The following is a 25020-nucleotide window of genomic DNA, read 5'->3' as shown; positions in this document are numbered from 1 at the left end:
CATACGACAACTCCACACCCCCACACGACACCGCCACACCACCCCCACCCAACCCCACACCCCCCGCCAAAATCTCCGGCAACAACCGCACCCCCACACCAGCCCTACCCCGCACCGGCACCAACACCCCCCGCTCCACCACACCCAACACATCCACACGAGCCAACGGCCTATCCGGTGCCCCGACCGCGGTTTCGAGAATGCGGGAGAGGCGCTGCGCGTCGCCGGGGCCGTGCACGTCGACGGTCCAGGAACCGTCCCAGTCGTCGACTTCGACGAACACCCCGTCACCGGCGGAGTCCCACCGCTTCACGACGGTGACGGCACCCGCACCGATGCGCTCGACGCCGAGCGGATCGCGCAATCCGCCTGCCACAGGCCACGAGTCCACCGGACCATCCGTGGAAGCGAGGAACCGGTGTCTCCGGGATCTCCGGAGTTGCAGACCCACGTGCCGTGTCAGCGCATCGAATGTGAGTTGCGGTGTGAGGGAGAGCCTCACGGGTGTGGTGGACCCGTGCGACCGGTGCCCGACCACCACGTCGTCGACGGCGGTGCGGCTGTGCCAGTACACCGCCAGCGCGGCGAGCAGGACGGCGGCGGGACCGCCACCGCTGCGGCGTGCGAGCCGCACGAGCGCGCCGTCGGCGGGAACGGTGAACGGGCCGAGGTCCTCCTCCTCGGAGACCGGACCGGGCGGGGTCTCGTGTCGCGGCGCTCCGGCGAGCAGGTGCTCCCAGTAGCGGCGGTCGTCCGCCCACGAGTCGCTCTCGCGGTACCGCGCATCGGAGGTCAGCGGGACGGAGGGCGACACGAACGGCCGGGACTCCGGCGGCGAGGTGGGAACGGATTCCCCCGACTCGTAGGCCTCGGCGGTGCGGTGGACGATCGCCGTCATGCCCGGTTCGTCGTTCACCAATCGGTGATAGCGCTGGAACCAACCGTATCGGCCGTGCGGCAGCCGGAACAGGACGTGCACGTACAGCGGTCCGGTGGCGGGGTCCATCGGGCGGGTCAGCTCCTGGTCGATCCACGTCGTCACGAGTCGGCCGGGGTCGTCGGACGCGGCGGCGTCGAGGACGTCCGGGCCGGTCGCCGGGGCGCCGGTGACCTGCCCGAGTTCCGGGCCGTCGAGCACGAAAGTGCAGTGCAGTCCGGTGCATTCGGCCAGAGTCTGCTGCAGGACCCGGCAGAACCGGTCTTCGTCGAGCGGGCCGTCGAGTTCGAGATACTGGCCGAAGGAGGCGTCGGGAACACCGGCGCGGAGCACCGCGAGCTGGTCGTAGGTGAGGGGCAGCACCTCACCGGTACTCATGGAATCCTCGCCCGGTCTTACGCCCGAGATGACCGGCCTCGACCAGGGCGACGAGCGGCTCGGGCGGGCGGTAGTGGTCGTCACCGGTCAACTCGCGCAGCGCGGTCATCGTGTCGTGGACGTTGTCCAGGCCGATCAGGTCGGCGGTCCGCAGTGGTCCCATCGGGTGGCCGAGGCAGCCTTCGAACAACGCATCGGTGGTGTCCGCGTCGGCGATACCGTCGCCGAGGGCGGTCGCCGCCTCCGCGATACACAGCATGAGGACACGGTTCAGCAGGAATCCAGGTCCGTCGCCGACGACGATGCCGGTCTTGTCCAGTGTGGCGAGGAGCGTCAGCGCACGGTCCAGCGACTGCGGCGACGTCCGCGGCCCCCGCACCACCTCCACGGTGTCCTTGAGCGGGGCGGGGTTCATGAAGTGCAGTCCGACAACCTGTTCCGGTCTCGTGGTACTCGCGGCGAGTCGGTCGACGGGGATGCCGGAGGTGCACGACGCGAGTAGCGCGTCGGGTGCGCACACACGGTCCAGTTCGGCGAAGACCTTCTCCTTGAGGTCGATTCGCTCGGGGACGCATTCGATGACGACGGCGGCGTGCCGCAGATCGGTCAGCTGCCCGGTCCAGTGCACCCGCGCGGTGACCTCGGCAGGTTTCGGACCACCGGCCCGGCCGAGGAGTATCGCGAGCCGCAGCGAGTCGCGCATCCGAGATCGCGCCTGTTCGACGGCCTGCGGGTCGGGGTCGACGACGATCACGTCGTGGCCGGCCTGCGCGAGACATTCGGCCACCCCGGCGCCCATGGTCCCCGCCCCCACCACACCGACGCTCATCGCACTGCCTTCACTCATCGCGCCGCCTCCGTCGAAAAGCCGGTGTCGTCCTGATGCACGTACTCCATCGCCACCTCCTGAGTGGGCAGGTCGGGATGGGCCACGAGTCCGGCCAGCAGCCGCCGGAGGTCGGTGAGCATCGCGGTAGCCGTGCTCCGGTCGAAGAGGTCGGTGGCGTAGTCGAGTTCGAGGGTGAGTGCCGTCGGACCGCGGGTCCACGACAGCCCGAGTTCGACGGGCGACAGGTCTGCCCGTTCGGCGCTGTCGTCGCGCTCCCCGTCGCAGCGCACGGGGAAGTGCTGCGCCGCCGTGTCGGCCGCGCGAGGATCCGAAGACAGCTCCCGGCGTACGGTCTCCACCAGCTCCGGGTAGGTGGGATCTCCCGACAGGTCCGCGACCACGAGCCGCGGCGATGCCCCCGGTCCCGGGGCGGTGCCCACGGCCACCTCGTCCTGCGCCGTGTACCAGGCGAGGAGCGTGAGCCAGGCGGCGAGCAGTTCCGGGTGGCCCGGTTGTCCGTCGAGTGTCGCCGTCACCCGTGCGGTCGAGTAGCTCGGCGGTTCCGCGCCGGTCGAGGGTTGCCGGGGCCGGTCGGCCGGGACCAGGGGTGGCGCCACCAGCCGCGCCACCGGGGCGGGGGCCGCGTCGGTCAGGAACACGGAAACAGGTTGTGTGCGAGGCGCATCCGCGACACCTTCGAGGATCCGGACGTATTCGGCGCACAGCGCGGCGGCAGTCTGCTCGGTGAACAGTTCCGTGCTGAACTCGAGCCCGGCCGCCATGCCGTCCTCGCCGCCCCGCTCCGTGGTGACGAGGGTGAGATCGAACTTGGCCGTGCCGGACGGCACCCCGCCGAACGCGATGGCCGCGGGATCCTCCTGGTCGAACAGCGTCTCGGTGAGTCCTTGCTGCGACTGCAGCGCCGGCAGTTCCTGGTGGACGTGGCAGACGTCGAACAGTGGTGTCCGGCTCAGGTCCCGGTCGCCGGTGAGTGCGGTGACGACGCGGTCGAACGGGATCTCCTGGTGTTCGAGGGCGCCGAGCACGACATCACGCACGCGTGCGCACAGCTCCGTGATGTTCGGGTCCCCGGACAGGTCGGCGCGCAGCGCCACCGTGCTGTTGAAGTACCCGATCATGCCGGACAGTTCCGGCCGGTTGCGTCCGGTCGTCGGTGTCCCGACCACGAGGTCGCGCTGGCGGCTGCGGCTCGCCATGAGGAGGTAGAACGCGGAGAGCAGCACCACGAACAGCGACACAGACTCCCTCCGGGCCACGGCCCGCAGGCTCCGGGTCAGCTCCTCGGAGACGGTGAACGTGTGGAACGCGCCGGTGAAGTTCTTCCGCTCCGGACGCGGGAAGTCGGTGGGCAGCCGGAGCAGCGGTACGTCCTCCAGAACGGTTCTCCAGTATTCGAGTTCGGAGTCGAGCGCGGCACTCGCGATGAGTTCCCGCTGCCACAGGGCGTAGTCCCAGTACTCGATGGGGAGCGGTGCGAGGTCGGCGCGGCGGCCGGCGCGGCGTGCCGCGTACAGGGCGGGCAGTTCCTGCTCGAAGATCCTCGGCGAACCCCCGTCGTTGACGGAATGGTGGGTGGTGACCTGCAGGACGTGCTCGTCGGGACCGATCCTGATGAGCAGTGCCCGCACAAGCGGGTCGGTGGCCAGGTCGAACGGTGCCACCGCGGCGTCGTGCACGAGGGCCCGGGCCGCGGCCACCGGATCCGGTTCGCCCGACACGTCGGCGGTGCGGAAGAAGTCGCCGAGGGTTTCGCGGATCCGCAGTTCCGGCTCCCCGTCGACCTCGACGTAGTTGGACAGCAGCACCCGGTGCCGTGCGGCGAGGTCGTCCCACATTCCCCGAACGGCGGATTCGTCGATCGGCCCGTGCAATTCGCTGACCATCGGCAGGTTGTAGATGGTCGTCGCGGCGTCGAGTTGGTGATGGAACCACATGCGTACCTGACCGAACGACATCACGTGCCGCCCCCGCGGCATGATCGGGGGCAGCCCACCGGACGCGGACGTGCCGTCCGCGAGGAGTGCGGCGAAGTCTGCGACCTTCGGCCGCTCGTAGAGGTCGATGAGTTTGGGCCGGACCCCGTATCGGTCCGACACCCGGTCGACGAGTTGCATGCCGATGAGCGAGTTTCCACCGAGGTCGAAATAGTCGTCGTCGGCGCCGACGTCCCTCTCGCTGTGGAGCAACTCGCGCAGTGTCGTCTGCAACCAGTCGAGGCTGTCTTCCGGCGCGTCCGTCACCGATCGGGGGCTCGGTTCCGCCGACGGACTGTCCGGGGCGTCGTCCCAGTCGGGTTGGCCCGGGAGGTCGAACCAGCACCGCGAACCGCGCATCGGGTGGCCGGGTAGCCGCACTCGCCAGGCCGAGTCGTCACCGCGGTCGACGGCCGCCCAGTCGAGGTCGACTCCGCGCTCGTACAGCCCGGCGAGGAGGTGCGTGACCGCGTCGGACGTGTCCGGCGCACGGAGCATGTCGGCGTCCGCCGTGTCGCGGAGAGCGTCGGCGAGCAGTGCGCCGAGGCGTCCCTCCGGGCTCGGCTCCACGAAGACGACGGGTCCGTCCGCGAGCATTCCCTTCGCGACGGCGACGAGCCGGTCGGTGTCGATCGAGGGGTCCGCGGCCGCGGCCGCGATGTCGGCAGCCTCCACCGCCGACAGTGTGTCCCGCAGATACCGGGCCGCGTACCGGGACACGCCGCCACTGAGGACGGCGTCGACGGTGACTCCCGCGGCCCGGAGTTCCCGGTGGACGGCGATCTGGCCGGCAAGGAGGTCCGCCTCGTCGCCGGTGGCGGGAAGCTCCGACGGCAGGGTGCGGCCGCGCAGTGCGGGCGGCATCCGGTCGGGCGACAGCAGCAACGCCACAGCGGGGCGTTGCCGAGTGGTCGGTGCGGAGTCCTCGCCGCGGGCGTCGAGTTCGGCGGCACGGGCGGCGAGCGACTGCGCGAGTTCGGCGATGCTGCGTGCGTGCACCGCTACCCGGTGGTCGTGGTGCGGGCGGCCGCGATTGAGGGTGAAGACCACATCGTCGAGGTCGTGCCCGCGCACGGCCGTCGCCAGTTCGGTACACAGCGTGGCGAGGGCGCCCACGCTCTTCGCCGACACCCCGACCAGTCGACTCGTGGTGCCGCCGCGCGATCCGGTGGCACGCGCGGGCGGTTGTTCGACCACGCAGTGCGCGTTGATGCCGCCGAGGCTGAACGAACTCACCCCCGCCCGCCGGGGTCCGGTCTCGTCGCTCCACGTCCGGGCCTCGGTGACCACTTCGATTCCGTTGCCCGCGAGGTCGACTCCACCGGTGGGCCGTTCGAAGTGCAGCGACGGGTACAACTCGCCGTGCTCGACGGCCAGGATCGCCTTCACGAGGCCGGACACCCCGGCGGCGTGGTCGAGGTGACCGATGTTGGTCTTCACCGAACCGATCGGCAGTACGCCGGGACGGCCCCGGAACGCGGACGTGATCCCTTCGAGTTCGACCGCGTCGCCCAGCGGAGTTCCCGATCCGTGGGCCTCGAGGTACCCGGCATCGTCCGGGGTGAGACCCGCCTTCTTCCAGGCCCGGGAGATGACGGCCACCTGCGCCCGGGCGCTCGGGGAGCTGATCGTCGCGGACGAATGACCACTGGACACCGTTGCGGTGCCACGGATCACGGCGTGGACCGGGACGCGGTCGGCGCGGGCGCGGGCCATCGTGGTCAGGAGAAGCGCCGCCCCACCCTCCCCGACCGCGGTGCCGTCCGCGTTCGCGTCGAACGCGCGGCAACGCCCGCCGGGTGACATCAGTTCCGCGGATCCCTCCGCCATGTCGGCGCGGAGACCGTTCACCCGCAGACTGACTCCGCCCGCGAGGGCGAAATCGGCGTCACCCGACCGCAGCTCCCGGCAGGCGTGGTGCACCGCGATCAGCGATCCGTTGCAACCCGAATCGACGGCGTAGCAGGGGCCGGTGAGGCCGAGTTGGTACGCGATCCGGGCCGGCACGGCGAACGGAACGTTGCCCAGTGTGCTCAGCACACCCGGTTCCGCCCACATCGCCGGATACGTCGAGGTGGCGGCGCTGAACACCACCGCCGTCGCGCTGTCGCGGAACTCCGCCACCGAGTATCCGGCGTCCTCGACCGCCTGATATGCGAGGACCAGTGCGATCCGCTGTTGCGGGTCGATCAGCGACGCTTCCCGTTTCGACAAGGTGAAGAAGGCGTAGTCGAACGTGGAGATGTCCTCGACGAAACCCATCGCGTGGTAGTGCGAGGGAGGTCCCAGCCCGGTCTCCTTTGCCCGTGACCGCGACAGGGGGCGCACCGAATCCCGGCCCGCCGCGAGATTGGCGCGGAACTCCGCCAGGTTCGCGGCCTCGGGGTAGCGCGCGGCGATGCCGACCACGGCGATGTCGTCGTCGCCCGGTGCGGGATGTCGCACGGTCACGGTTGCCTCCTCCCGGCTGGTCAGAACTCGTAGGTGGCGGGCGCGGACGCCTCGCTCGTGTCGGTGGACTGCGAAATCGCCTCGGCCTGCGCCGCCACGGTGACGAGGTCGAACAGCTGACCCACCCGCAGAGCCCCGGGCCAGCGTTCGTCGAGACGACGCTGCAGTTCCACGACGCGATGCGAGTTTCCGCCGACGTCGAAGAACCCGTCTTCGGGACCGAAGTCGTCGTGCCCCAGCACCGCCGTCCAATGCTCGGCGACCGACCGTTGCAGCGTCGTCCAGCGGTGCCGCGACTCGCCGGGCGCAGGCGCTGCCTCGGAGACGAGTGCGCGCAGCGCGTTCTCGTCCACCTCGCCGTCCGCTGTCCGCGGGACGGCACCGAGTGCGACGAACCGTGTGGGAACCGATCGGGCGTCGAGCCGCCCGGCGCTGAACTCCCGCAGGTCGTCCGCCATCGGTAGCACGGCCGCCGCGGCTGCCGGCACCCAGAAGGCGGTGACACCGGTCGCGGTCGTGAGGACCACCGCTTCGCGGACCGCCGGGTGACTCGCCACGACCTCCGTGACCGACCGCGACGGAGGCCCGGTGGCGCCCACGCTCAGCAGTCGTCCGGACCGGTTCCACCGCGCGAGCGCGCCCGTCCGGACCATCCGGGAGCCCGGGGCGCCGAACGGATTCGCCACGAACGTCGCGGCCGCCGCCGGCGCCGAAATGTGGTGCTCCGGTGTATCGGCCACGTACACCGCACCGGTCACGCCTTCGGGGCTGAGCTCCAGCCGGGGATCGAGCACGACGGTCTCGGCCGCCGCACTCCATTCGCGAATCCGGGTGCGCTCGTCCGGGGCCAGCACGTCGACGTCTCCGACGGCGACTGTCGGATCCGCGACGAACGCGGCGAGGATCCTGGTGAACCGATCGGCCAGGGCCTGCATGGTCGCCGCATCGAAGAGGTCGGTGGCGTAGGTGAATCCCGCCGTCATCCCTTCCGGTGTTCCGGACTCGTCGTACCGCTCGCGCACCGTCAGCTGCAGGTCGAAGAGCGACACCTCGACGTCGGGTTCGAGAACTTCGGCCTCCAGGTGCGGGAGGGCGAGATCGGGATGTTCGGTGTTCCGGAACTCGAGCAGCACCTGGAACAGCGGTGAATGCGACTGGGACCGAGGCGGGTTCAGCGCCTCCACCACCCGCTCGAACGGCACGTCTGCGTGGGCGTAGGCCGCGAGGTCGGTCTCGCGGACCCGGGCGAGCAGATCGTCGAAAGTCCCCGACACGTCGGTCCGCAGCACCAGCGTGTTGACGAACATTCCCACCACGTCGTCGAGGACGGCCTCGCCGCGGCCGGCGACCGGCGACCCGATCACCACATCGTCGGTGCCGCCCGAACGGGCCAGCAACACGGCGAGGGCCGCGTGCACGACCATGAACACGGTGCACCGTCGAGCCCGCGCCAATGCCACCGCGCCCCGGTGCAGGTCGGCGCCGATCCCGAACGTCACCCGGTCACCGGTGGCCGATCGCCGCCGCGGGCGGTCACGGTCCGTGGGCAACGCGGTCACCGCCGGCGCGTCGGCGAGAGCGGATCGCCAGTAGTCCAGCTGCCGCGACAGCAAGGAGTCCGCGTCGTCCTCCGAGCCGAGGAGTTCCCGCTGCCACACGGTGTAGTCGGGGTACTGCACCGGCAGCGGCTCCCATCCCGGCGCACAGCCCTCGGACCGCGCGGTGTACGCCGTCATCACGTCGCGGGCGAGCGGAACCATCGAGAACCCGTCGGCCGCGATGTGGTGCACCACGACGACGAGGACGTGCTCCCGGTCGCCGAGTTCGAACAGCCTGGCCCGCATCGGGACTTCGGTGGCGACGTCGAAACCCGCCGACACGAGTTCCGAGATCTGTTCGCGTACCGGATCGTCGGACGTCGACACGGTGAGCTGCGCGACGTGGCCCGCACCGACGATCACCTGGGTGGGTCCCGAATCGCCGTACGGGTACCGGGTGCGGAGCGATTCGTGCCGGTCCACCACGTCGGCGAGGGCGGCGGTCAGCGCGTCGACGTCGAGGTCACCCGACAGCCGGACGATCATCGCGACGTTGTACGCGGGCGAGGACGGGTCGAACTGATTGAGGAGCCACATCCGGTGCTGCGCCCAGGACAGCGGCACCGCGTCGGGGCGCCGGGGCCCCGCGATCGCAGGCCGAGCTTCGCCGCCCGCGGTCTCGCGCGCGATCCGTGCCGCGAGCGCCCGAACGGTCGGGGTCTCGAACACGTCCCGCACACCGACGTCCGTGCCGAGCGCGGAGTTGATCCGCGCGACCACCTGCGTCGCGGTCAGCGAGTTGCCTCCGGACGCGAAGAAGTCGTCGTCGGCTCCGACGACGCCGGTCCCGAGTACCTCGGCGAACACGTCGGCCACCGCGGATTCGAAGGGGGTGCCGGGCGCCCGGAAGATGCGGGGCGCGAATTCGGGCTCCGGCAGCGCGTGCCGGTCGACCTTGCCGTTGGCGCCCAGCGGCAGTCGATCGAGGATCGTCACCGAGGCAGGCACCATGAACGGCGCGAGGACGGACCCGGCGAACTGCATCACCTCGCTCGTGTCGAGGTCCGCGCCGTCCTCCGCCGTGACGTATCCGGCGAGGACCGCCTCGGCAGCGGGTGTGTGGCGGACCACGACCACCGCCTGCGCGACGCCGGGGCAACGGGTGAGCGCCGCCTCCACCTCCCCCGGCTCGACCCGCTGGCCGCGCAATTTGACCTGGAAATCGTTGCGGCCCAGGTATTCCAGCCGACCGTCCTTCGTCCAGCGCATCAGGTCGCCGGTGCGGTACATGCGTGATCCCGGGTGGTCGAACGGGTTCGCCACGAACGAGGCAGCGCTCACCCCCGCGCGCCGGTGGTAGCCGCGCGCCAGACCGTCTCCCAGCACGTACAGCTCACCCACCACACCGACCGGCACCGGACGCAACCACTCGTCGAGGACGAGTTCGCGGACACCGCGCATCGGGTGGCCGATCCGCACGGGGTCGCCGGGTGTCATCGGGTCGCCGATGTTCGACATCACCGTCGTCTCGGTCGGACCGTAGCCGACGAGCAGGGTGCGCCCGGACGCCCAGCGGGCCAGCAACTCCGGCGGGCAGCGTTCGCCCCCGACGACGAGCGTGCGGAGCAGGCGTAGACCACGCGGGTCGATCGTGGCCAGGACCGCGGGGGTGGCGAACGCGTGCGTGATCCTCTCCGCCGCCAGCAGTTCCGTCAGTGCGGCGCCGCCGTAGACGTGCGGCGCCGCGATGACCAGTCGCGCACCGGCGCCGAACGCCGCGAGGTATTCGAGCATCGTCGCGTCGAACCCGGGCGACGCGAGATTCAGGACGCGCGAGGCATTCGTCGTCGCGTACCGGGTGCGCTGATCGATCGTGAAGTTCTGCAACCCCGCATGGAGGATCACGACGCCCTTCGGTGCCCCCGTCGATCCGGACGTGTACATCAGATACGCCGGATGGCCCGGTCTCAGCGGCACGACCCGGTCGTCGTCGGTGATCGGACGGGACTCCCATCGCCGCGTCGGGCCCGGATAATCGAGGAGCAGCCACTCCACGCCGTCCGGCATCCGGTCGCGCTGTTCGGCGACCGTGAGTCCCGCCACCGCCCCGCAGTCGGCGAGGATGTCGGCGATCCTCCCCGGCGGCAGACTCGGATCCACCGGGACGAACGACGCACCCGACTTCGCCACCGCCCACACCGACACCACCAGTTCCACGGATCGGACGAGCCCTATCGCCACGTGATCCTCCGGTCCGATTCCGCGGCGGATCAACACCCAGGCCAGGCGGTTCGACCAGTCGTCGAGTTCGCGATACGACATCACCGCGTTGCCGTACGACAGCGCCACGGCGTGCGGGTCCCGGGCGGCCGCGGCGGAGAGGATCTCCGGCAGCAACCGGGTCGTGCCGGTGGGCCGCCCGCGCACCGGGACGAGTGCCTCGCGTTCGCCGGGCGACAGCAGATCGAATCGGGCCAGGGGAACGTCCGGGTCGGCGACCACCGCGTCGAGGAACCGTACGTATCGTTCGGCGAACTTGCGGACGGTCGCGGCATCGAAGATATCGGTGGCATAGGTGAATCCCGCGCTGATCCCGGCCGGCGACCCGTCCTCTCCGAATCGTTCGGCCAGGGTCAGCTGCAGGTCGAAGGTGGAGACGGAGACACCGAGGTCGATCTCCTCCACCTCCAGTTCCGGCAGGCTCGGGGTCGGCCGCACGACGTCCTGGAATTCGAACAGCACCTGGAACAACGGCGCGTGCGCCGTGGTGCGCGGGAGAGCGAGCGCCTCGACCACCCGCTCGAACGGCACCTCCGCGTGCGCGAACGCCTCCAGGTCGCGGTCCCGCACGGCGGCGAGCAGCGCGGTGAACGAGTCGGCGCCGTGGACGGGGGTGCGCAGTGCCAGAGTGTTGACGAACATCCCCACCACGTCGTCGAGGACGGCCTCACCGCGTCCCGCCACCGCGGATCCGATCACCACGTCGGTGGCGCTTCCCAAGCGGGACACCAGGACCGCAAATGCCGCGTGCGTCACCATGAACACGGTCGCATCGTGTTCGCGCGCAAGGGCGACCACCTTCCGGTGCAGGCGGTCCCCGATGTCGAACGACTCCCGCGCGCCGGCGAGCGACCGGTGTTCGGGACGTGCGCGATCCATCGGCAGGTCCGTCACGACCGGCGCGTCGGCGAGCGCGGAACGCCAGTACCCGAGCTGGCGGGACATCAGGGAGCCGGGATCGTCCTCCGATCCGAGCAGTGCCCGCTGCCAGATGCTGTAGTCGGCGTACTGCACCGGAAGCGGCACCCAGGCCGGCGCATGTCCCCGCGCCCGGGCGGTGTACGCGGACGTGATGTCCCGGGCCAGCGGGCCCAGCGACAGCGCGTCCGCAGCGATGTGATGGACCACCAGGGCGAGGGCGTGATCGCGCGGACCGACCTCGAACAGGTGCGCCCGCAACGGAACCTGCGCGGTCACCTCGAAGCCCGCGGACAGGGCCGCCGCGAGCCGGCCCCGGAGGTCGCTCTCCCCCGACACCGTGACCGCGCGGAGACCGGGCACCGCCTCCGCCGCCGGGATCACCGACTGCACGGGCGTGTCGCCCCGCATCGGGAAGATCGTCCGCAACGCCTCGTGCCGGTCCACCACGTCCGTCAGCGCCGTGTGCAGCGCCGCGACGTCGAGGTGGCCGCGCAATCGGAAGGCCGCCGCGATGTTGTAGGCGGGCGACGTCGTGTCGAACTGGTCGAGGAACCACATCCGCGTCTGCGCCAGGGACACCGGGGCCGCCGCGGACCGGTCCGTCGCCACCAGCGGCGGCCGGTCGGCCGATGCCGCTCGGCTCACCCGTGCCGCCAGCGACCGCACCGTCCGCGCCTCGAAGACGTCGCGCACACCCACGCCCGCACCGAGCACACCGTGAATCCGCGCCACGACCTTCGCCGCGATCAGCGAGTTGCCGCCGAGCGCGAAGAAGTCGTCGTCGACCCCGACCGCGGGCACGCCGAGCAGCGCGGCGAAGATGACGGTGAGCGACTCCTCGGCGGGAGTCCCCGGTGCCACGAATTCGGCGCGGGAAGCCGTGACGGGCGCCGGAAGTGCCGCCCGGTCCAGTTTCCCGTTGACGGTGAGCGGGAGCCGCTCGAGGACCGTCACCGAGGCCGGGACCATGTACGACGGCAACGCGGTTCCGGCGAATTCCAGCACGGCCTCCGTGTCGACGATCGCACCCGCCTCGGGCACCACGTACGCCGCCGGAGCCGGGCCGGTCACCGGATCCTCGTGCAGGGTCACCACTGCCTGCGCGACCCCGTCGCACCGGCCCAGCACCCATTCCACTTCGCCGAGTTCCACCCGGAATCCGCGGATCTCGACCTGGAGGTCGTCGCGTCCGAGGTAGTCGAGACTCCCGTCACGTCGCCACCGGACGATGTCCCCGGTCCGGTACATCCGGGCGCCCGACGCATCCGCGACGAAGCGGGACGCCGTGAGCCCGGCGCGGCCCAGGTAGCCGCGCGCGACCTGCGGTCCCGCCACGTACAGTTCGCCGGCCACACCGACCGGCACCGGATGCAACCGCGCGTCCAGCACCGACACCCGGAATCCGGGGATCGGCCGCCCTACCTTGCTCGTCCACGCGGCGGCGGCGAGCCCGCGCCCGAGCGGGAGGTGCGTGACGTGCACCGTCGTCTCTGTGATGCCGTACATGTTCACCAGCACGGGCGCGTCCTCGTCGTGGCGGGAGTACCAGCGTTCGAGTTGCCCGAAGTCGAGCGCCTCGCCGCCGAGCACGACGTAGCGCAGCAGCGGCGGGCCCGCGTCGTCCTCCGCGTCGGTGGCCTCGATCAGCTGCGAGAACGCCGTCGGCGTCTGGCTCAGCACCGTCACCCGCTCGCGGCGCAGCAGCGCGAGGAACGCGGCGGGCGACCGGGTGGTGTCGAAGTCGACGACGACCAGGGTCCCGCCGTGCAGCAGCGCGCCCCACAACTCCCAGACCGAGAAGTCGAATGCCGGGGAGTGGAACATCGTCCACACGTCGGTGTCCGCGAACCGGAACAGGTCCCGGGTGCTCGTGAAGAGCGAGACCACGTTGCTGTGCGACACCGCGACGCCCTTCGGCCGTCCCGTCGATCCCGACGTGTAGACGACGTAGGCCAACGAGTCCGGATCGACCGGTGTCCGGTCGGCGTCGGTCAGCGGGTCCGCAGAGCTGCCGTCGAGATCCGTGTCCGTCGAATCGAGGAGCAGAACAGGAATGTCCGACGCCGGCAGTGCGACCGCGGTGTCCCGGGTGGCCAGAATGCACACCGGGTGGGCGTCGTCGAGGACGCGCGCCGAGCGCTCCCCGGGATGGTCCGCGTCGATGGGGAGATAGGCGGCCCCGGCCTTGACGATCGCCACGAGTGCGACGACGAGCGCCGCCGATCGCGGCATCGCCACCGCGACCGACGACTCCGGGCCCACACCCCGCGAGAGCAGGTGCCGTGCAAGGCGGTTCGACCGGGCATCGAGGTCGCCGTAACTCGTGCGCTCGCCACCCGACACGACGGCGGTGGCGTCGGGGCTCCGCGCCGCCCGGGCGGCGAACAACTCACCGAGTGTCGTCTCGTCGGCGGCATCCCCCGGACGGATCGACCAGTCCTGCTGCACAGCGCGTTCGGCCGGTTCGACCAGGTCGAGGTCGCCGATCACGACAGACGGATCCGCGGCGGCGGTCGCGGCGGTCCGCACGAACCGCCGGGCGATTCCCTCCACGGTGGCGGCGTCGAACAGGTCTGTCGCGTAGGTGAATCGGGCCGTCGTGTCCGACACCGTCACGCGCAGGTCGAGGTCGCCGAGTTCCCCTGCCTGGTCCGCGAATTCGAGCAGTACCTGGAAGAGCGGTGCGTGGGACGTGGACCGCGGCGGGTCGAGGATGTCCAGAATTCGCCGGGCGGGCACACCGCGGTGCGCGAACGCCTCCGCGTCGGCGTCCCGCACCGTGCCGACATACTCGCCGAAGCGGTCCGAACCGCACACGTGGGTCCGCAACACCACCGGGTCGGTGTCCGTCCCCGCGCCGAGGACGACGTCGTCGGTCCGAGCCGACCGTGCCAGCACCAGCGCCAGCACCGCATGGATCACGGTGGCGGCGACCGCGCGGTGTTCGGCGGCGAACGCTTCCAGGCTGCGCCGCAGATCCGGGTCGAGTGCGACGTCGACGGCGGCGCTGCGGTGGGACGGCCGCGCGGGCCGCGGACGGTCGGTGGGCAGGTCCAGCACCGGGGGCGCGTCCGCCAGTGTGCGCGTCCAGAAGTCGAGCTGGGCCGTCTCCTCGTGGACGGTGGTGAGCGCGGCGTCCGCGTCGGCCGTGACGAAGTCGCCGAGCAGTTCCAGGAACTGCCGGTGATGCGCGCCGACCTCGTCGGCGTCGTACCGGTTGGGGTTGGCCAGGAAGTGGACGAAGGTCCGGACCGGTGTGCCGCTCCGGTACACGTTGACGAGCAGATCCTCGACCGGCCCGGACGTGACGATGTGGTATTCGCCGACGAGCGGCCCCAGAACGAGTTCCTGGTGGAAGAGCATGACGTTGACCATCGGACCCGACAGCGACTGCGCCGCACCGGCGCCCGCGTCGCGCCGGATGTCGCCGAGCCCGAAACGCTGGTGTCGCAGCGCGCCCATCAGGTCGAGTTGCACCCGCTCCACCAGTTGCCCCACCGTGTCCCCGGGGCAGATCTGCACGGGAAGCGGCACGACGCCCGCCACCATTCCGCCGGACCGTCGCAGGGTCGCGGTGGTGCGCGCCGACACCGGGATCTTCACGAGCACGTCCCGGCGTCCCGTCGTCCTCGACAGGTAGCAGGCGAACGCGGCGATGATCTTCGCGGTCCCGTGGGCCCCGGCGTCGCCGAGCGCTCGCTCCGCCGCGTCCGGCAGGGGCGCGGTGACGTCGGTGCTCGTGGCGACCGCGGGCCCGGTCCGTCGGGCCAGGCTCGATCCGGGTCCGAGGCCGCCGACCCGTTCGGCCCAGAACTGCCGGTCCGCGGCGAAGCGGGTCGACGACCGGTACTGCTGATCGGCCTCGTACAGCTGCCGGGGGTCCACGGCCTCGTTGGGCGGCAGTTCCCGGTCGAGCACCTTCGCGGTGTACCGGGCCGCGATGCGGTTGAGCATCGTCATCGCACCGTAACCGTCCAGGGCGACGTGGTGAATCTTGCTGTACCACAGGTAGTGCGTCTCACCGACGCGAAGAATCGACGATTCGACGAGGCGGTCGCGAGTCGGATCCAGTGGGGTCTCGCAGTCGGCGCGCATCCATCGGCGGGCGGCGTCCACCGGTTCGGCGTCCCCGCGGAAGTCCAGCAGGCCGATCGACCGGTCCGTCGACGGGTCGACCAGTTGGAACGGCTGACCGTCCCTGTCGATCAACCGGAGGAAGGGCGATCCGAATTCGTCGGCGGTCGCGACGGTGGCCTCGCGCAGGAGGTCGACGTCCAGATCGCCGTGTACCTCGACGTACTGGGCGATGCACAGCGGCACGTCGGGGGCCAGTTGCTGGGCCAGCCACGCCTCGTATTGGGCCGACGACAGCGGGAACGGTACTTCCGCGCCGCCGACGGCCTCGGTATGGTGCTCACGCAACGCCACCACCTCCGCTGGGCAGCAGCCGGCGCAACGCCGCCTCGTCCACCTTGCTGCTCGGTGCGAGCGGAAGGGCGCCGAGCGCGAGGAAGCGGTCGGGCACCGCCTGCGCGACGAGCCGCGCGGCGCAGTGCGCGATCAGGTCGCGTGGTGTGGGCAGTACGGTCGCCGCGGCCGAGGGCACCCAGAACGCGGTCAACACCGTCTCCCCGTGTTCGTCGGCGGTCGCGAGAACCACCGCCTGGTGGATCGCGGGGTGACTCTCCAGCACGGCCTCCACCGCGTGTCTCTCGACCCGGGCGCCGCGCACTTTCACCTGTCCGTCGAACCGGCCGCGGAATTCGATGTCGCCGTGCGGATCGACGCGTGCGAGGTCGCCTGTGTGATACATCCGCGCACCGGGCCGCGCCGCGAAGGGGTCGGCGACGAAGCGGGCCGCGGTGGCGGCCGGGCGGGACGCGTAGCCCTCGGAGATCTGCGGACCGCCGACGTACAGGTCCCCCACCGCTCCGTACGGCACCTCGACCAGTTTCGCGTCGAGGACGTAGGCCGTGCTCGCGCCCAGTGGTCTGCCGATCGGCGCGATCGAGGCGGGCACGTCGCGCACCGGATGAGCGAGGCAGCTGACAGTCGTCTCGGTGGGACCGTACTCGTTGCTCAGCGGGACCCCGGGCAGCACCGCACGATGTTGTTCGACGAGCGTGCCCGGAAGGGCCTCTCCCGCAAGCGTCACCAATCGCAGACGCTCGCGCAGCGGGGTGAGATGCGGCAGCAGCAGCCGGTAGAACGAGGGGGTCGCGACCAGGTGGGTGGTCTGCCATGTCCGGGCGAGCGCGGCGACGGCCTCGGCGTCCATCAGTTCGCGAGCGTCCGGGAGCACGCTGGTGCCGCCGGTGCACAACGCCCACAGGGTCTTCAGCAGGGAACCGTCCCACGTGAGGCGGAACGCGGAGAACGTGACGAGGTCGCCGTCGTCGTAGTCGTAGTTGCGGCCGTCGACCATGCTGGCGAGGTTGGCGCGGCTCGCGACGACGGCCTTGGGGACGCCGGTCGACCCGGACGTGGTGATCACGTAGGCGGCGGTGCCCGCGGGCACGTGTTCGGGTAGATCGGCCGGTTCGGCGACGGGCCGGTGCTCGGCGTCCCGGTCGTGCAGTGCGGGAACACGTCCGACCGCGCTGCGGGCCAGGTCGCGGATCCACGCCGGCGACGTCTTCGGATCCGCGGACCCGAAGACGATGGCACCACAGTCGATGTCACCGAGGAGTGCGCGGAGCTGACCCACCGGATGTCCGGGTTCGATCACGCACCACGCTGCACCCAGTCGCAGCGCGGCGATCATCCCCACCACCGTCTCGACGCTCTGCCGCTGGTGGATCAGCACAACCTGGCCCGGCCGGATACCGAGGGCGGCGAGTTGCCGCGCCAGTGCCTCGCTCGCCGAATCGAGTTCGCGATACGTCAGCGACCGGTCGCCCACCACGATCGCGATCCGGCCGGGAACCCGCGCGCACTGGCGGAGAATCCCGGACATCACCCCACCGTTCGCGACCACGTCCGTCATGGCGCCACGTCTCCCGAGAGGACCGCGACGTGGTCGGCGTTCGGCGCCGAGACACTGCGAAAGTCATTGCACAGCAGCAGTATCCGATCGCGGTTCGGGTCGACGACGTCGAAGCCCGCGAATCGCAGGGTCACCAGCATGACCCGGTTGACGTCCGTCGGCACGAACTCGGCGAGCGCCCGCCTGCCGTGGGCGCGGGCCCGCTCGACGACGTGCCGGATCAGCGCCGTCCCGACCCCACGGGACATCACCCGGCACGACATCAGCAGCAGTTGCAGGACGGAATCGTCGCCACGGATCTCCGAGACCGCGAGACCGATCGTGCCGTACCCGCCGAATCGGTCGCCGAGCGACGCCACGAGCACCTCGTGGTCGTCCGAGGCGCACAGCCGGCGCAGTTCGTCGATGCCGAAAGTCCGGCCCGTCGTGTTGAGTTGATGAGACCGGACGGTCAGTTCGTGGGCGCGTTCGAGGTCGTCCTCGGTCGCGCGGCGGACCGTCATGACCAATTCGAGCGAGGCCAGGAACTCGGAGTTGGACCCGTGGAACTCCTGTTCGCTCACCTGACGGATCCGTTCGGCGCGGTACAGCGACCTCCGCTGCCTCGCCTCCTCGGTGACGGCGGGCGGAGTCAGCTCGGGAAGGTCGGGGAACGACGCGATCTGCTCGGCGGGATAACAGCGCACCGGGGGAAGCGCCTCGGACACCTCGGCCCGCTCGACGGGATCGTTGTCGACGAAAGCGATGGTGTCGAGACCCAGATTCAGTGTCTCCGCGATGCGGCGCACGGCCTCCGACTTCGGGCCCCAGCCGACGTCGACGGCGCAGAACAGTTCCTCGAGCCCGTGCATGCGCAGGTGCGCGGCGGCGGGTTCGTATTCGCCGCGGCTCGCCACGGCGTGCAGAATGCCGCGACGGTCGAGCACGTCCAGGGCGCGGAGGGCGTCGGCTTTCGGTACGGGGGCGTCCTGTTCGAGGACGACGCCGTCCCAGATGGTGTCGTCGAGATCCCAGACCACGCACTTCACCGTCTGCTCCATCGCGATCACTTCCCGTGCCCGGGTCGATCCGGCAGGCGTCGGAGCAGCGCGCTGCTCCACGCCGCGACCGGGCTGCTGTTCATGATCACGCAGTAGTCGCCGGGCGCCTGTACGGACGCAGCGTGCTCGAGGTTCGCCGCGACGTCGACGGATCCGAGGTGGCCGAAGCGGGCCAGGTTGTCGCGGCAGACGGGATCGATGGTGACGTCGAGTGCCTCCTGCCAGAACGTGAACGCACCGAGCGACAGGTTCTGCATGAGGAACACGCCGATCGCGTCCTGCTGCAGCCCGTTCCGAGCCAGCAGGTCCGCGTTGATCTCCGTGAACCGCTTCCGGCTCTCGACCGCGAGACGGAACGAGTATGTGGGTTCGTCGGCGCATTCCTCGACCCAGTCGGCTTCGCGGACGTCGCGGTAGTCGATGTGGAACAGGTCGGCGTATTTTCCGTCGCTGCGGATCATCTGGTCGACGAGTTCGTACCGGCCGGTCCCCGACGTCGTCAGCAGGACCGCGGCGGCGCCGTCACCCAGGAGCGTCATCGGCGACCGGTACCGCGACCGGGTAGGTGTCTTCGCCGCCGCGACGACGAGGACGTTCTGGCAACGGGGGTCGCCGCGGAGCAACGCCGACGCGAGCGCGAACGCCGCCGAGACGGACACGCACCCGAGGTCACCCACACCGGTGGTGAACGCCTGGGTCGCACCGAGCAGGTGCTGCAGCCTGGTCGCCTCGGACGCGAGCAGGTACTGCGGAACCCGGCCCTGGACGAGCAGCAGCGCGTCGAGTTCGGTGGCGTCGAGGCCCGCCTTCCGGAGCGCCTCGTCCGCCGCGGCGTGCGCCAGATCCACCTCGGAGAGCCCGATTCCGATCCGCACCGTGTCGATGCCCAGTGACAATGCGTGCTCGCGCTGAGCGATCGGCAGTTCGTCGAGCTCGGGCAGGCCGGCCACGGTCACCTCGTCGTCCGGGAACCAGAGCGCGACCGAGTCGATCGTGACCGGTCGGTCGGCCGTCATGGCGCACCTCCCCCGAGCACGTAGTCACCGATCTGGAGTTCGGCGACCTCCGTCGCGCCCTCGATGATCTGCATGACCTTGGCGTCGCGGAAGAAGCGCCCCACCCTGCTGCCGGGGGCGCACCCGACGGCCCCGAGCACCTGGACCGCCTGCTGGCTCACCGACGCGGCGACCCGGGCAGCGGCGTATTTCGCGGCGATCGTCGTGAAGAGCGCGCTGGGCTCGTGGGCATCGCGTTGTTCGGCGGCCCGTTCGCACAGTGCGCGAGCCCCGGCGGCATCGACCCAGCTACGACCGACGATCGCGCGGACCGAGTCGTGCTCGGACAGCACGGCGCTGCCCTGCACGCGGGTGGACGCGTGCGCGGCGGCGTCGGCGAGACACCCGCGCGCCATCCCGGCGCACCCCCAGGCGATGGTGTACCGGCCGTGGTCCAGGGCGGTGCCGACGACGTGGGACAGCCCGAATCCCGGCGGTGCGATCAGGTGGTCGGCGGGGACGACGACGCCGTCCAACGCGATGTGCGCGATCCGGGCGCCGCGCATGCCCAGCTGCCCGTGGATCGGTTCGACGGACACTCCGGGTGCGTCCGTTTCGACCAGCGCGGTCGTCAGCCCGGCCGGCGACCGGCCGAGGACGAGCAGTACGTCCGCGACCTCGCCGAACGTGACCCACAGTTTCCGTCCGGAGATCCGGTGATCGGAGCCGTGCGCCTCGAAACTGGTAGTCACAGAGGAGAGGTCGCTGCCTGCTCCGGATTCGGTGGCGGCGAATCCGGCGAGGAGTTCACCGGTCGCCAGGGCCGGCACCCACTGCGCCCGCTGTTCGGCGGTGCCCCACCGATCGAGGGCGGCGTTCACCATCCCCTGCACGGTCAGCAGCGAGCGCAACGACGTGCAGACCGCTCCGAGTCTTTCTGCGACGGAGCCGAGTTCGGCCGCGGTCAGGCCGAGTCCCCGGCAGTCCGTCGTCCGGTCCAGCCCGAGGACTCCCGCCCGTGCGGCGGCCTCGATGACGTCGACCGGCAGTCCGGTCTCGTCCCAGGTGGCGGCGTCCGTCTCGGCGGAGGCGACGAGTGTATCGATACCGATCACGGCGCCGCCCCGTCCGTCGCACGAAGCTGCTCGCCCCGCTTTCTCCGAATGAAGCCCGCTACCCGCGCTGCGGTACGGAAGTTGTCGAGATCGAGATCCTCCACCTCGACCACGACGTCGTGGGAGCCTTCGATGTACGTGACGATCTCCAGGGCCCGCAACGAACTCACCAATCCCAGGGTGAAGTAGTCGTCGTCGGGTCCGAGTTCCGTCGACGTGATCGAGCTCAGGTACTTTCGTAGCTGCTCGACCAGCTCGTCACGGGACTCGGGCACAGGGGCATGTGCTGTGTCCATGGGCGTGGGATTCCCATTTGGACCAGCGTTCAATCATCGTGCTCTCAGGCGGCCAGCAGGCCCGGCAGTCCCCACTCCGCTGCGAGCAGCTCGTAGGAGCGCAGCCGGTCGCCGTGATCGTGGGTGACGCTGGTGATCACCAGTTCGTCGGCGTCGGTGAGCCTTCGCAGACTGTCGAGTCGGTCCGCGACGGTGGCCGGTGCGCCCACGAACTGGGTGATCAGCCGGTCCTCGACCGCCGCGCGTTCCGTCTCGCCGAGCGGTGCCGTGTGCGCGGGGTCCGGATACGGGATTGCACCGTGTCCACTGCGGATGCTGTGCGTCCAGTGCGCGAACGTCGACGCCAGTTCCTTCGCGGTCGCGTCGTCCTCCGCCACGACCGCGTCGGCGGAGACGACGACGTACGGCTTCTGCAGCTGCGACGACGGGCGGAACGCGGCGCGGTAGGCCTCGACCGCCTCGAGCGTCGTCGACGGGCTCACGTGGTAGTTCGCTCCGAAAGGCAACCCCAGCCGCCCGGCCAGTTCGGCGCTCGGTCCCGCGCTGCTGCCGAACACCCACACCTCGACGTCGGCGCCCTCGCCGGGGCTGGCGTGGAGCTCGATCCCGTCCGGGGTGCGGTACGTGCCGTCGAGCAGTGCCAGGATGTCGTCGACCTGCTGGTCGAATGCGGGCGACAGCGCGCCCGGCTGCTGCAGTACCGACTGCGCCGCTGTGAGCCGCGGAGACAGCAGGAGCCCGGACGGGTCGAACGGTGCCGGGATCACGACGCCGTCGCGGATGTCCGTCTCCCGGCGGGGCGGGGCCGGCTGGTTGTTGCGTTCCGCAACGGCTTTCAGCGCCTCGGCCCGCCGCTGGCCCGACCGCCCGAGCCCGAGGTCCAGGCGACCCGGGTACAGCGCGTCGACGGTGCCGAACGCCTCGACGACGGCCGCTGCGGTGGTGTGGCCCAACTGCACCGCGGCGGCGCCGACCCGGAGCGTGCTGGTCGCCGCGGCCAGGATCCCGACGAGCACGGCAGGTGAGGAACTGGCGACGCCCACGAAGTGGTGTTCGGCAACCCAGTACCGCTTGTATCCCCACTCCTCGGCGTGCCGGGCGAGGTCGACGGTGTTCCGCAGCGCGGTGCGGGCGGTGGTGCCCTCGCTGACGGGCGACAGATCGAGGACGGACAACGGAGTGGTCATGAGGGCACCTTCTGGAGAGAGCGGGGATTGACAGCGCGATGGCTGCGCGGGGCACCGAGTCCGAGGTGCTGCCGCAGCGTGGCGGTGATGTATTCGGTGCGCAGAACACCGCGGTCCTGCAGCAACGGCACCACCGTGTCGGCGAACAGGGCGAGTTCGTCCGGGGTGAGGTGGGACGGCAGGACGAACCCGTCCGCTGCGTCCTCGCGGACCCACCGGACGATCCGGTCCGCGACGGACGCGGCGGTACCCACGAACGTCGCGGCGGACAGGACCTTCACCGCACCGGCGGGTCTGCCGGCCTCGACCGTGCGGCGCGCGAGGTCGTCGTAGAACGCGCGACCGGCCTCGAACGTGCCGAGCGGGGCGATGATCACGTCGCCGTGCCGGGCGGCGAGATCCCGGGCCTCCGGGCCGTCACCCGACACGATCACCACCGGTTGCGCTTGCGGGCTCCGCGGGACGGTGAAGCGTCCACCGATGTCGAAGTGCCTGCCCCGGTGATAGAACGCGCCTGCGGTGGGGTCCGAGACGAACCGCCCCGCATCCCGGTCGACGGTGACGACCCCCTCGGCCCAGGAATCCCACAGCGTGCGGGCGGTGTCGACGAACTCCGAGGCCCGCTCGCCGCCGGGCGCCACGGTGTTCCATGCCGCACGCCCGCCCGACAGGTGATCGAGTGAGGCCAGCCGGCGGGCCACGTCGTACGGTTCGGCGGAGGTCGTGTCCAGCGTCGCCGCGAGCCCCACCGTGTCGGTGAACCCGGCCAGCGCGTTCGCCGCGGTGACGCCTTCGGCGAGGAAGAAGTCGAATCTCCCCCGCTCCGCGGTGCGGGCGGCATCCGCGAGGACGGCGAAGTCCGTCCGGCCCGCGGGCGCCGCCGCCCCGAGCACGACCTGCTTCTCGGCCATGCCTACCGCGGGTTCTTCTCGCCGGCCTCGACCGCGAGCGTCAACCGGTTCTCGGCGGGCGCGACCGGGCAGGTGGCGTAGTCGGTGAACGCGCACGGCAGGTTGGCCGCCCGGTTGAAATCGAGGATCACCCGGCCGTCGGCGGCTGGGGCGTCCACGGCCAGGGACCGCGCCGCGGGGTACGTGCTGACCCCGCTGGTGGCGTCCGTGAACAGGACGTGCAGGCCACCGTTCGTGCCTGCGAACGCGACGAGTTCGTGTACGGCGCCGTCGTACTCGAATGCGAGTGAGCCCAGCGCCGTGTGGTGGTGCTCGAGTCCCTCGACGACCGCACCCGTCGTCACGACGCGGGACTGCGGGAACGGGGTGAACGTTGCCGGCACGGCCCACTGCCGCGCGGGCGGGAACGCCGGGATGCCGGTGAACGCGGCGAGGGTGCCCGCCTCGGGGTCGTGGATCCGCAGGGCGACGTCACCGGTTCTCCGGATCACCTCGATGTTGCGGCTCCCGTGCCGCACGAGCAGACCGGGTGCACCCTCCAGAGGTGCGAGGGTCGCCGTGCCGTCGACCGCGTCGCCGTCGACCTCGAGACCGGCGTCGGCGGTGGCCGTGATCACCACCCCGTCCGCGTCGGCCCGCCACTTCCCGGGCGGGTCGGGGAACGTGGTGTCGGTCTCGACGAGCCAGTGCAACGCCGTGAGACTCAGCCATCCCAGCGGGTCGCGGAAAGACTCCTCCCGCGCCGAATGCCAGTCCTGCCAGTCCTGCTCGAATGTCGCGCCTGCCGTGACTGCGGTCATGATGCCCGAACTCCTTCTGTCTGGTGATGCGGATGGCGCAGTCCGAGATGGCTGCGCAGGGTCGTCCCCGAGTACTCGGAGCGGAAGCTGCCGCGGTTCTGCAATTCCGGGACCACCTTCTCGACGAACTCGTCGAGCCCGGCCGGTGTGAGGTGCGGTACCAGGATGAAGCCGTCGCACGCGTCCGCCTGCACGTAGCGGTCGATCTCCTCGGCCACCTGAGCGGCGGTGCCGACGAATTGCTGGCGGGTGGTGACCGCGATGATCAGTTCACGGATGCTGAGCTTCTCGGCTTCGGCCTTCGCCCGCCACGCGGCGGCGATCTCGCGGGGGTCCTTCGCGTGCCGGACCCGGCCGCGGGTGATGTTCGTGTCGTCGGCCGGTTCGACGTCCGGTAGCGGACCGTCCGGGTCGTATGCGGAAAGGTCACGACCCCAGACCTGTTCGAGAAACGCGATCGCCGTCTGCGGGCCCACCTGCTGGTGCCGGATGTGATCTGCGCGCTCGGCGGCGTCCGCCGCGGAGTCGCCCAGCACGAAGGTCGCCGCGGGCAGGACCTTGAGATCGTCGTAACTGCGCCCGTACTTCGCCAGCCTGCCCTTGACGTCCGTGTAGAACTTCTGGCCGTCCTCGAGCGACCCGTGGATGGTGAAGATCGCGTCCGCCTGCGCGGCCCCGAATTCGCGGCCCTGATCGGAGTCGCCGGCCTGCAGCAGCACCGGGTGCCCCTGCGGGCTCCGGGGAATCGTGAATCGTCCCCGGATGTCGAACTGGGAGCCGGAGTGGGTGACGTCGCGGATCGAGTTGTCCTGGGCGAACACTCCCCGAGTGCGGTCGATCTGCAACGCATCCTGATCCCAGCTGTCCCAGAACTTGCGGGCGCCCTCGATCAGTTCGCCTGCGCGGACGTACCGGTCGGCCTTGTCGAGGTATCCCCCGCGCCGGAAGTTCTCCCCCGTGAACGCGTCCGAGGACGTCACCATGTTCCACGCGGCCCGGCCGTCGGACAGGTGGTCGAGCGAGGCGAATTGGCGTGCCAGCTCGTACGGTTCGTTGAACGTGGTGTTGATCGTTCCCGCCAGGCCCAGATGCGTGGTGACTCCGGCGAGTGCGCCGAGCACCGTCAACGTGTCGGGGCGGCCCACCACGTCGAGGTCGTGGATCAGGCCCCGGTGCTCACGTAGGCGCAGGCCCTCGGCGAGGAAGAAGAAGTCGAACAGTCCGCGTTCGGCGGTCTCCGCGAGGTGCACGAACGAGTCGAAGTCGATCTGGCTCTTCGATTCGGGGTCGCTCCACACGGTGGTGTTGTTGACGCCGGGGAAGTGGGCCGCGAGATGAATCTGCTTGCGCTGGTTGCTCATG

Annotated in this window: 13 protein-coding genes; all 13 read right to left on the bottom strand. The window is 70.6% G+C overall.

Annotated features, from left to right (window positions below; genetic code table 11):
* Positions 1-1315: condensation domain-containing protein (locus tag HGB39_RS07655; RefSeq protein WP_247607375.1), on the bottom strand; the 1315-nt coding region annotated here is incomplete at its 3' end.
* Complete coding sequence (locus tag HGB39_RS07650) at positions 1302-2162, bottom strand: 3-hydroxyacyl-CoA dehydrogenase family protein (RefSeq protein WP_005565435.1); 861 nt, start codon at positions 2160-2162, stop codon at positions 1302-1304. The genes HGB39_RS07650 and HGB39_RS07655, both read right to left, overlap by 14 nt.
* On the bottom strand, positions 2159-6589 hold the full coding sequence (locus HGB39_RS07645; protein WP_005565437.1) for a condensation domain-containing protein: 4431 nt from the start codon (positions 6587-6589) through the stop codon (positions 2159-2161). Before HGB39_RS07645 ends, HGB39_RS07650 begins: the two co-directional genes overlap by 4 nt.
* A gap of 20 nt (positions 6590-6609) precedes the next feature.
* Entirely contained in the window at positions 6610-15756 is a 9147-nt protein-coding gene (locus tag HGB39_RS07640; RefSeq protein ID WP_133985056.1) for a non-ribosomal peptide synthetase, read from the bottom strand.
* Positions 15743-17314: an amino acid adenylation domain-containing protein gene (locus HGB39_RS07635; RefSeq protein WP_005568988.1), complete on the bottom strand. Its 1572-nt coding sequence runs from the start codon at positions 17312-17314 to the stop codon at positions 15743-15745. Before HGB39_RS07635 ends, HGB39_RS07640 begins: the two co-directional genes overlap by 14 nt.
* On the bottom strand, positions 17311-18363 hold the full coding sequence (locus HGB39_RS07630) for an HAD-IIIC family phosphatase (RefSeq protein WP_005568986.1): 1053 nt from the start codon (positions 18361-18363) through the stop codon (positions 17311-17313). The genes HGB39_RS07635 and HGB39_RS07630 overlap by 4 nt, the downstream gene beginning before the upstream one ends.
* Positions 18360-19370 (bottom strand): 3-oxoacyl-ACP synthase, encoded by a 1011-nt coding sequence (locus HGB39_RS07625; protein ID WP_005568985.1) that lies wholly within the window; start codon positions 19368-19370, stop codon positions 18360-18362. The genes HGB39_RS07630 and HGB39_RS07625 overlap by 4 nt, the downstream gene beginning before the upstream one ends.
* A complete protein-coding gene (locus HGB39_RS39820; protein WP_007296433.1) occupies positions 19367-20464 on the bottom strand; it encodes an acyl-CoA dehydrogenase family protein in 1098 nt (365 codons plus the stop codon). Before HGB39_RS39820 ends, HGB39_RS07625 begins: the two co-directional genes overlap by 4 nt.
* Positions 20461-20760 carry an acyl carrier protein gene (locus HGB39_RS07615; protein WP_039950770.1) on the bottom strand — a complete coding sequence of 100 codons (300 nt, stop codon included), beginning with the start codon at positions 20758-20760 and terminating at the stop codon, positions 20461-20463. Before HGB39_RS07615 ends, HGB39_RS39820 begins: the two co-directional genes overlap by 4 nt.
* Positions 20761-20804: 44 nt before the next feature.
* Positions 20805-21947, bottom strand: coding sequence for an LLM class flavin-dependent oxidoreductase (locus HGB39_RS07610; protein ID WP_005562443.1), 1143 nt, complete (start codon positions 21945-21947; stop codon positions 20805-20807).
* Positions 21944-22858: an LLM class flavin-dependent oxidoreductase gene (locus HGB39_RS07605; protein ID WP_005562442.1), complete on the bottom strand. Its 915-nt coding sequence runs from the start codon at positions 22856-22858 to the stop codon at positions 21944-21946. Before HGB39_RS07605 ends, HGB39_RS07610 begins: the two co-directional genes overlap by 4 nt.
* A gap of 2 nt (positions 22859-22860) precedes the next feature.
* The gene (locus tag HGB39_RS07600; protein ID WP_005562441.1) at positions 22861-23658 is read right to left on the bottom strand and encodes a DUF1684 domain-containing protein; all 798 of its coding nucleotides are present in this window, start codon (positions 23656-23658) and stop codon (positions 22861-22863) included.
* Positions 23655-25019: an NtaA/DmoA family FMN-dependent monooxygenase gene (locus HGB39_RS07595; protein ID WP_005562440.1), complete on the bottom strand. Its 1365-nt coding sequence runs from the start codon at positions 25017-25019 to the stop codon at positions 23655-23657. Before HGB39_RS07595 ends, HGB39_RS07600 begins: the two co-directional genes overlap by 4 nt.
* Position 25020: the final 1 nt, after the last annotated feature.

Origin of the sequence: Rhodococcus opacus, assembly GCF_012396235.1 — a bacterium.
GTDB classification, from domain to species: domain Bacteria; phylum Actinomycetota; class Actinomycetes; order Mycobacteriales; family Mycobacteriaceae; genus Rhodococcus_F; species Rhodococcus_F opacus.
Note: the sequence above shows the minus strand (reverse complement) of the source record. Positions and strands in the feature narration are given on the sequence as shown.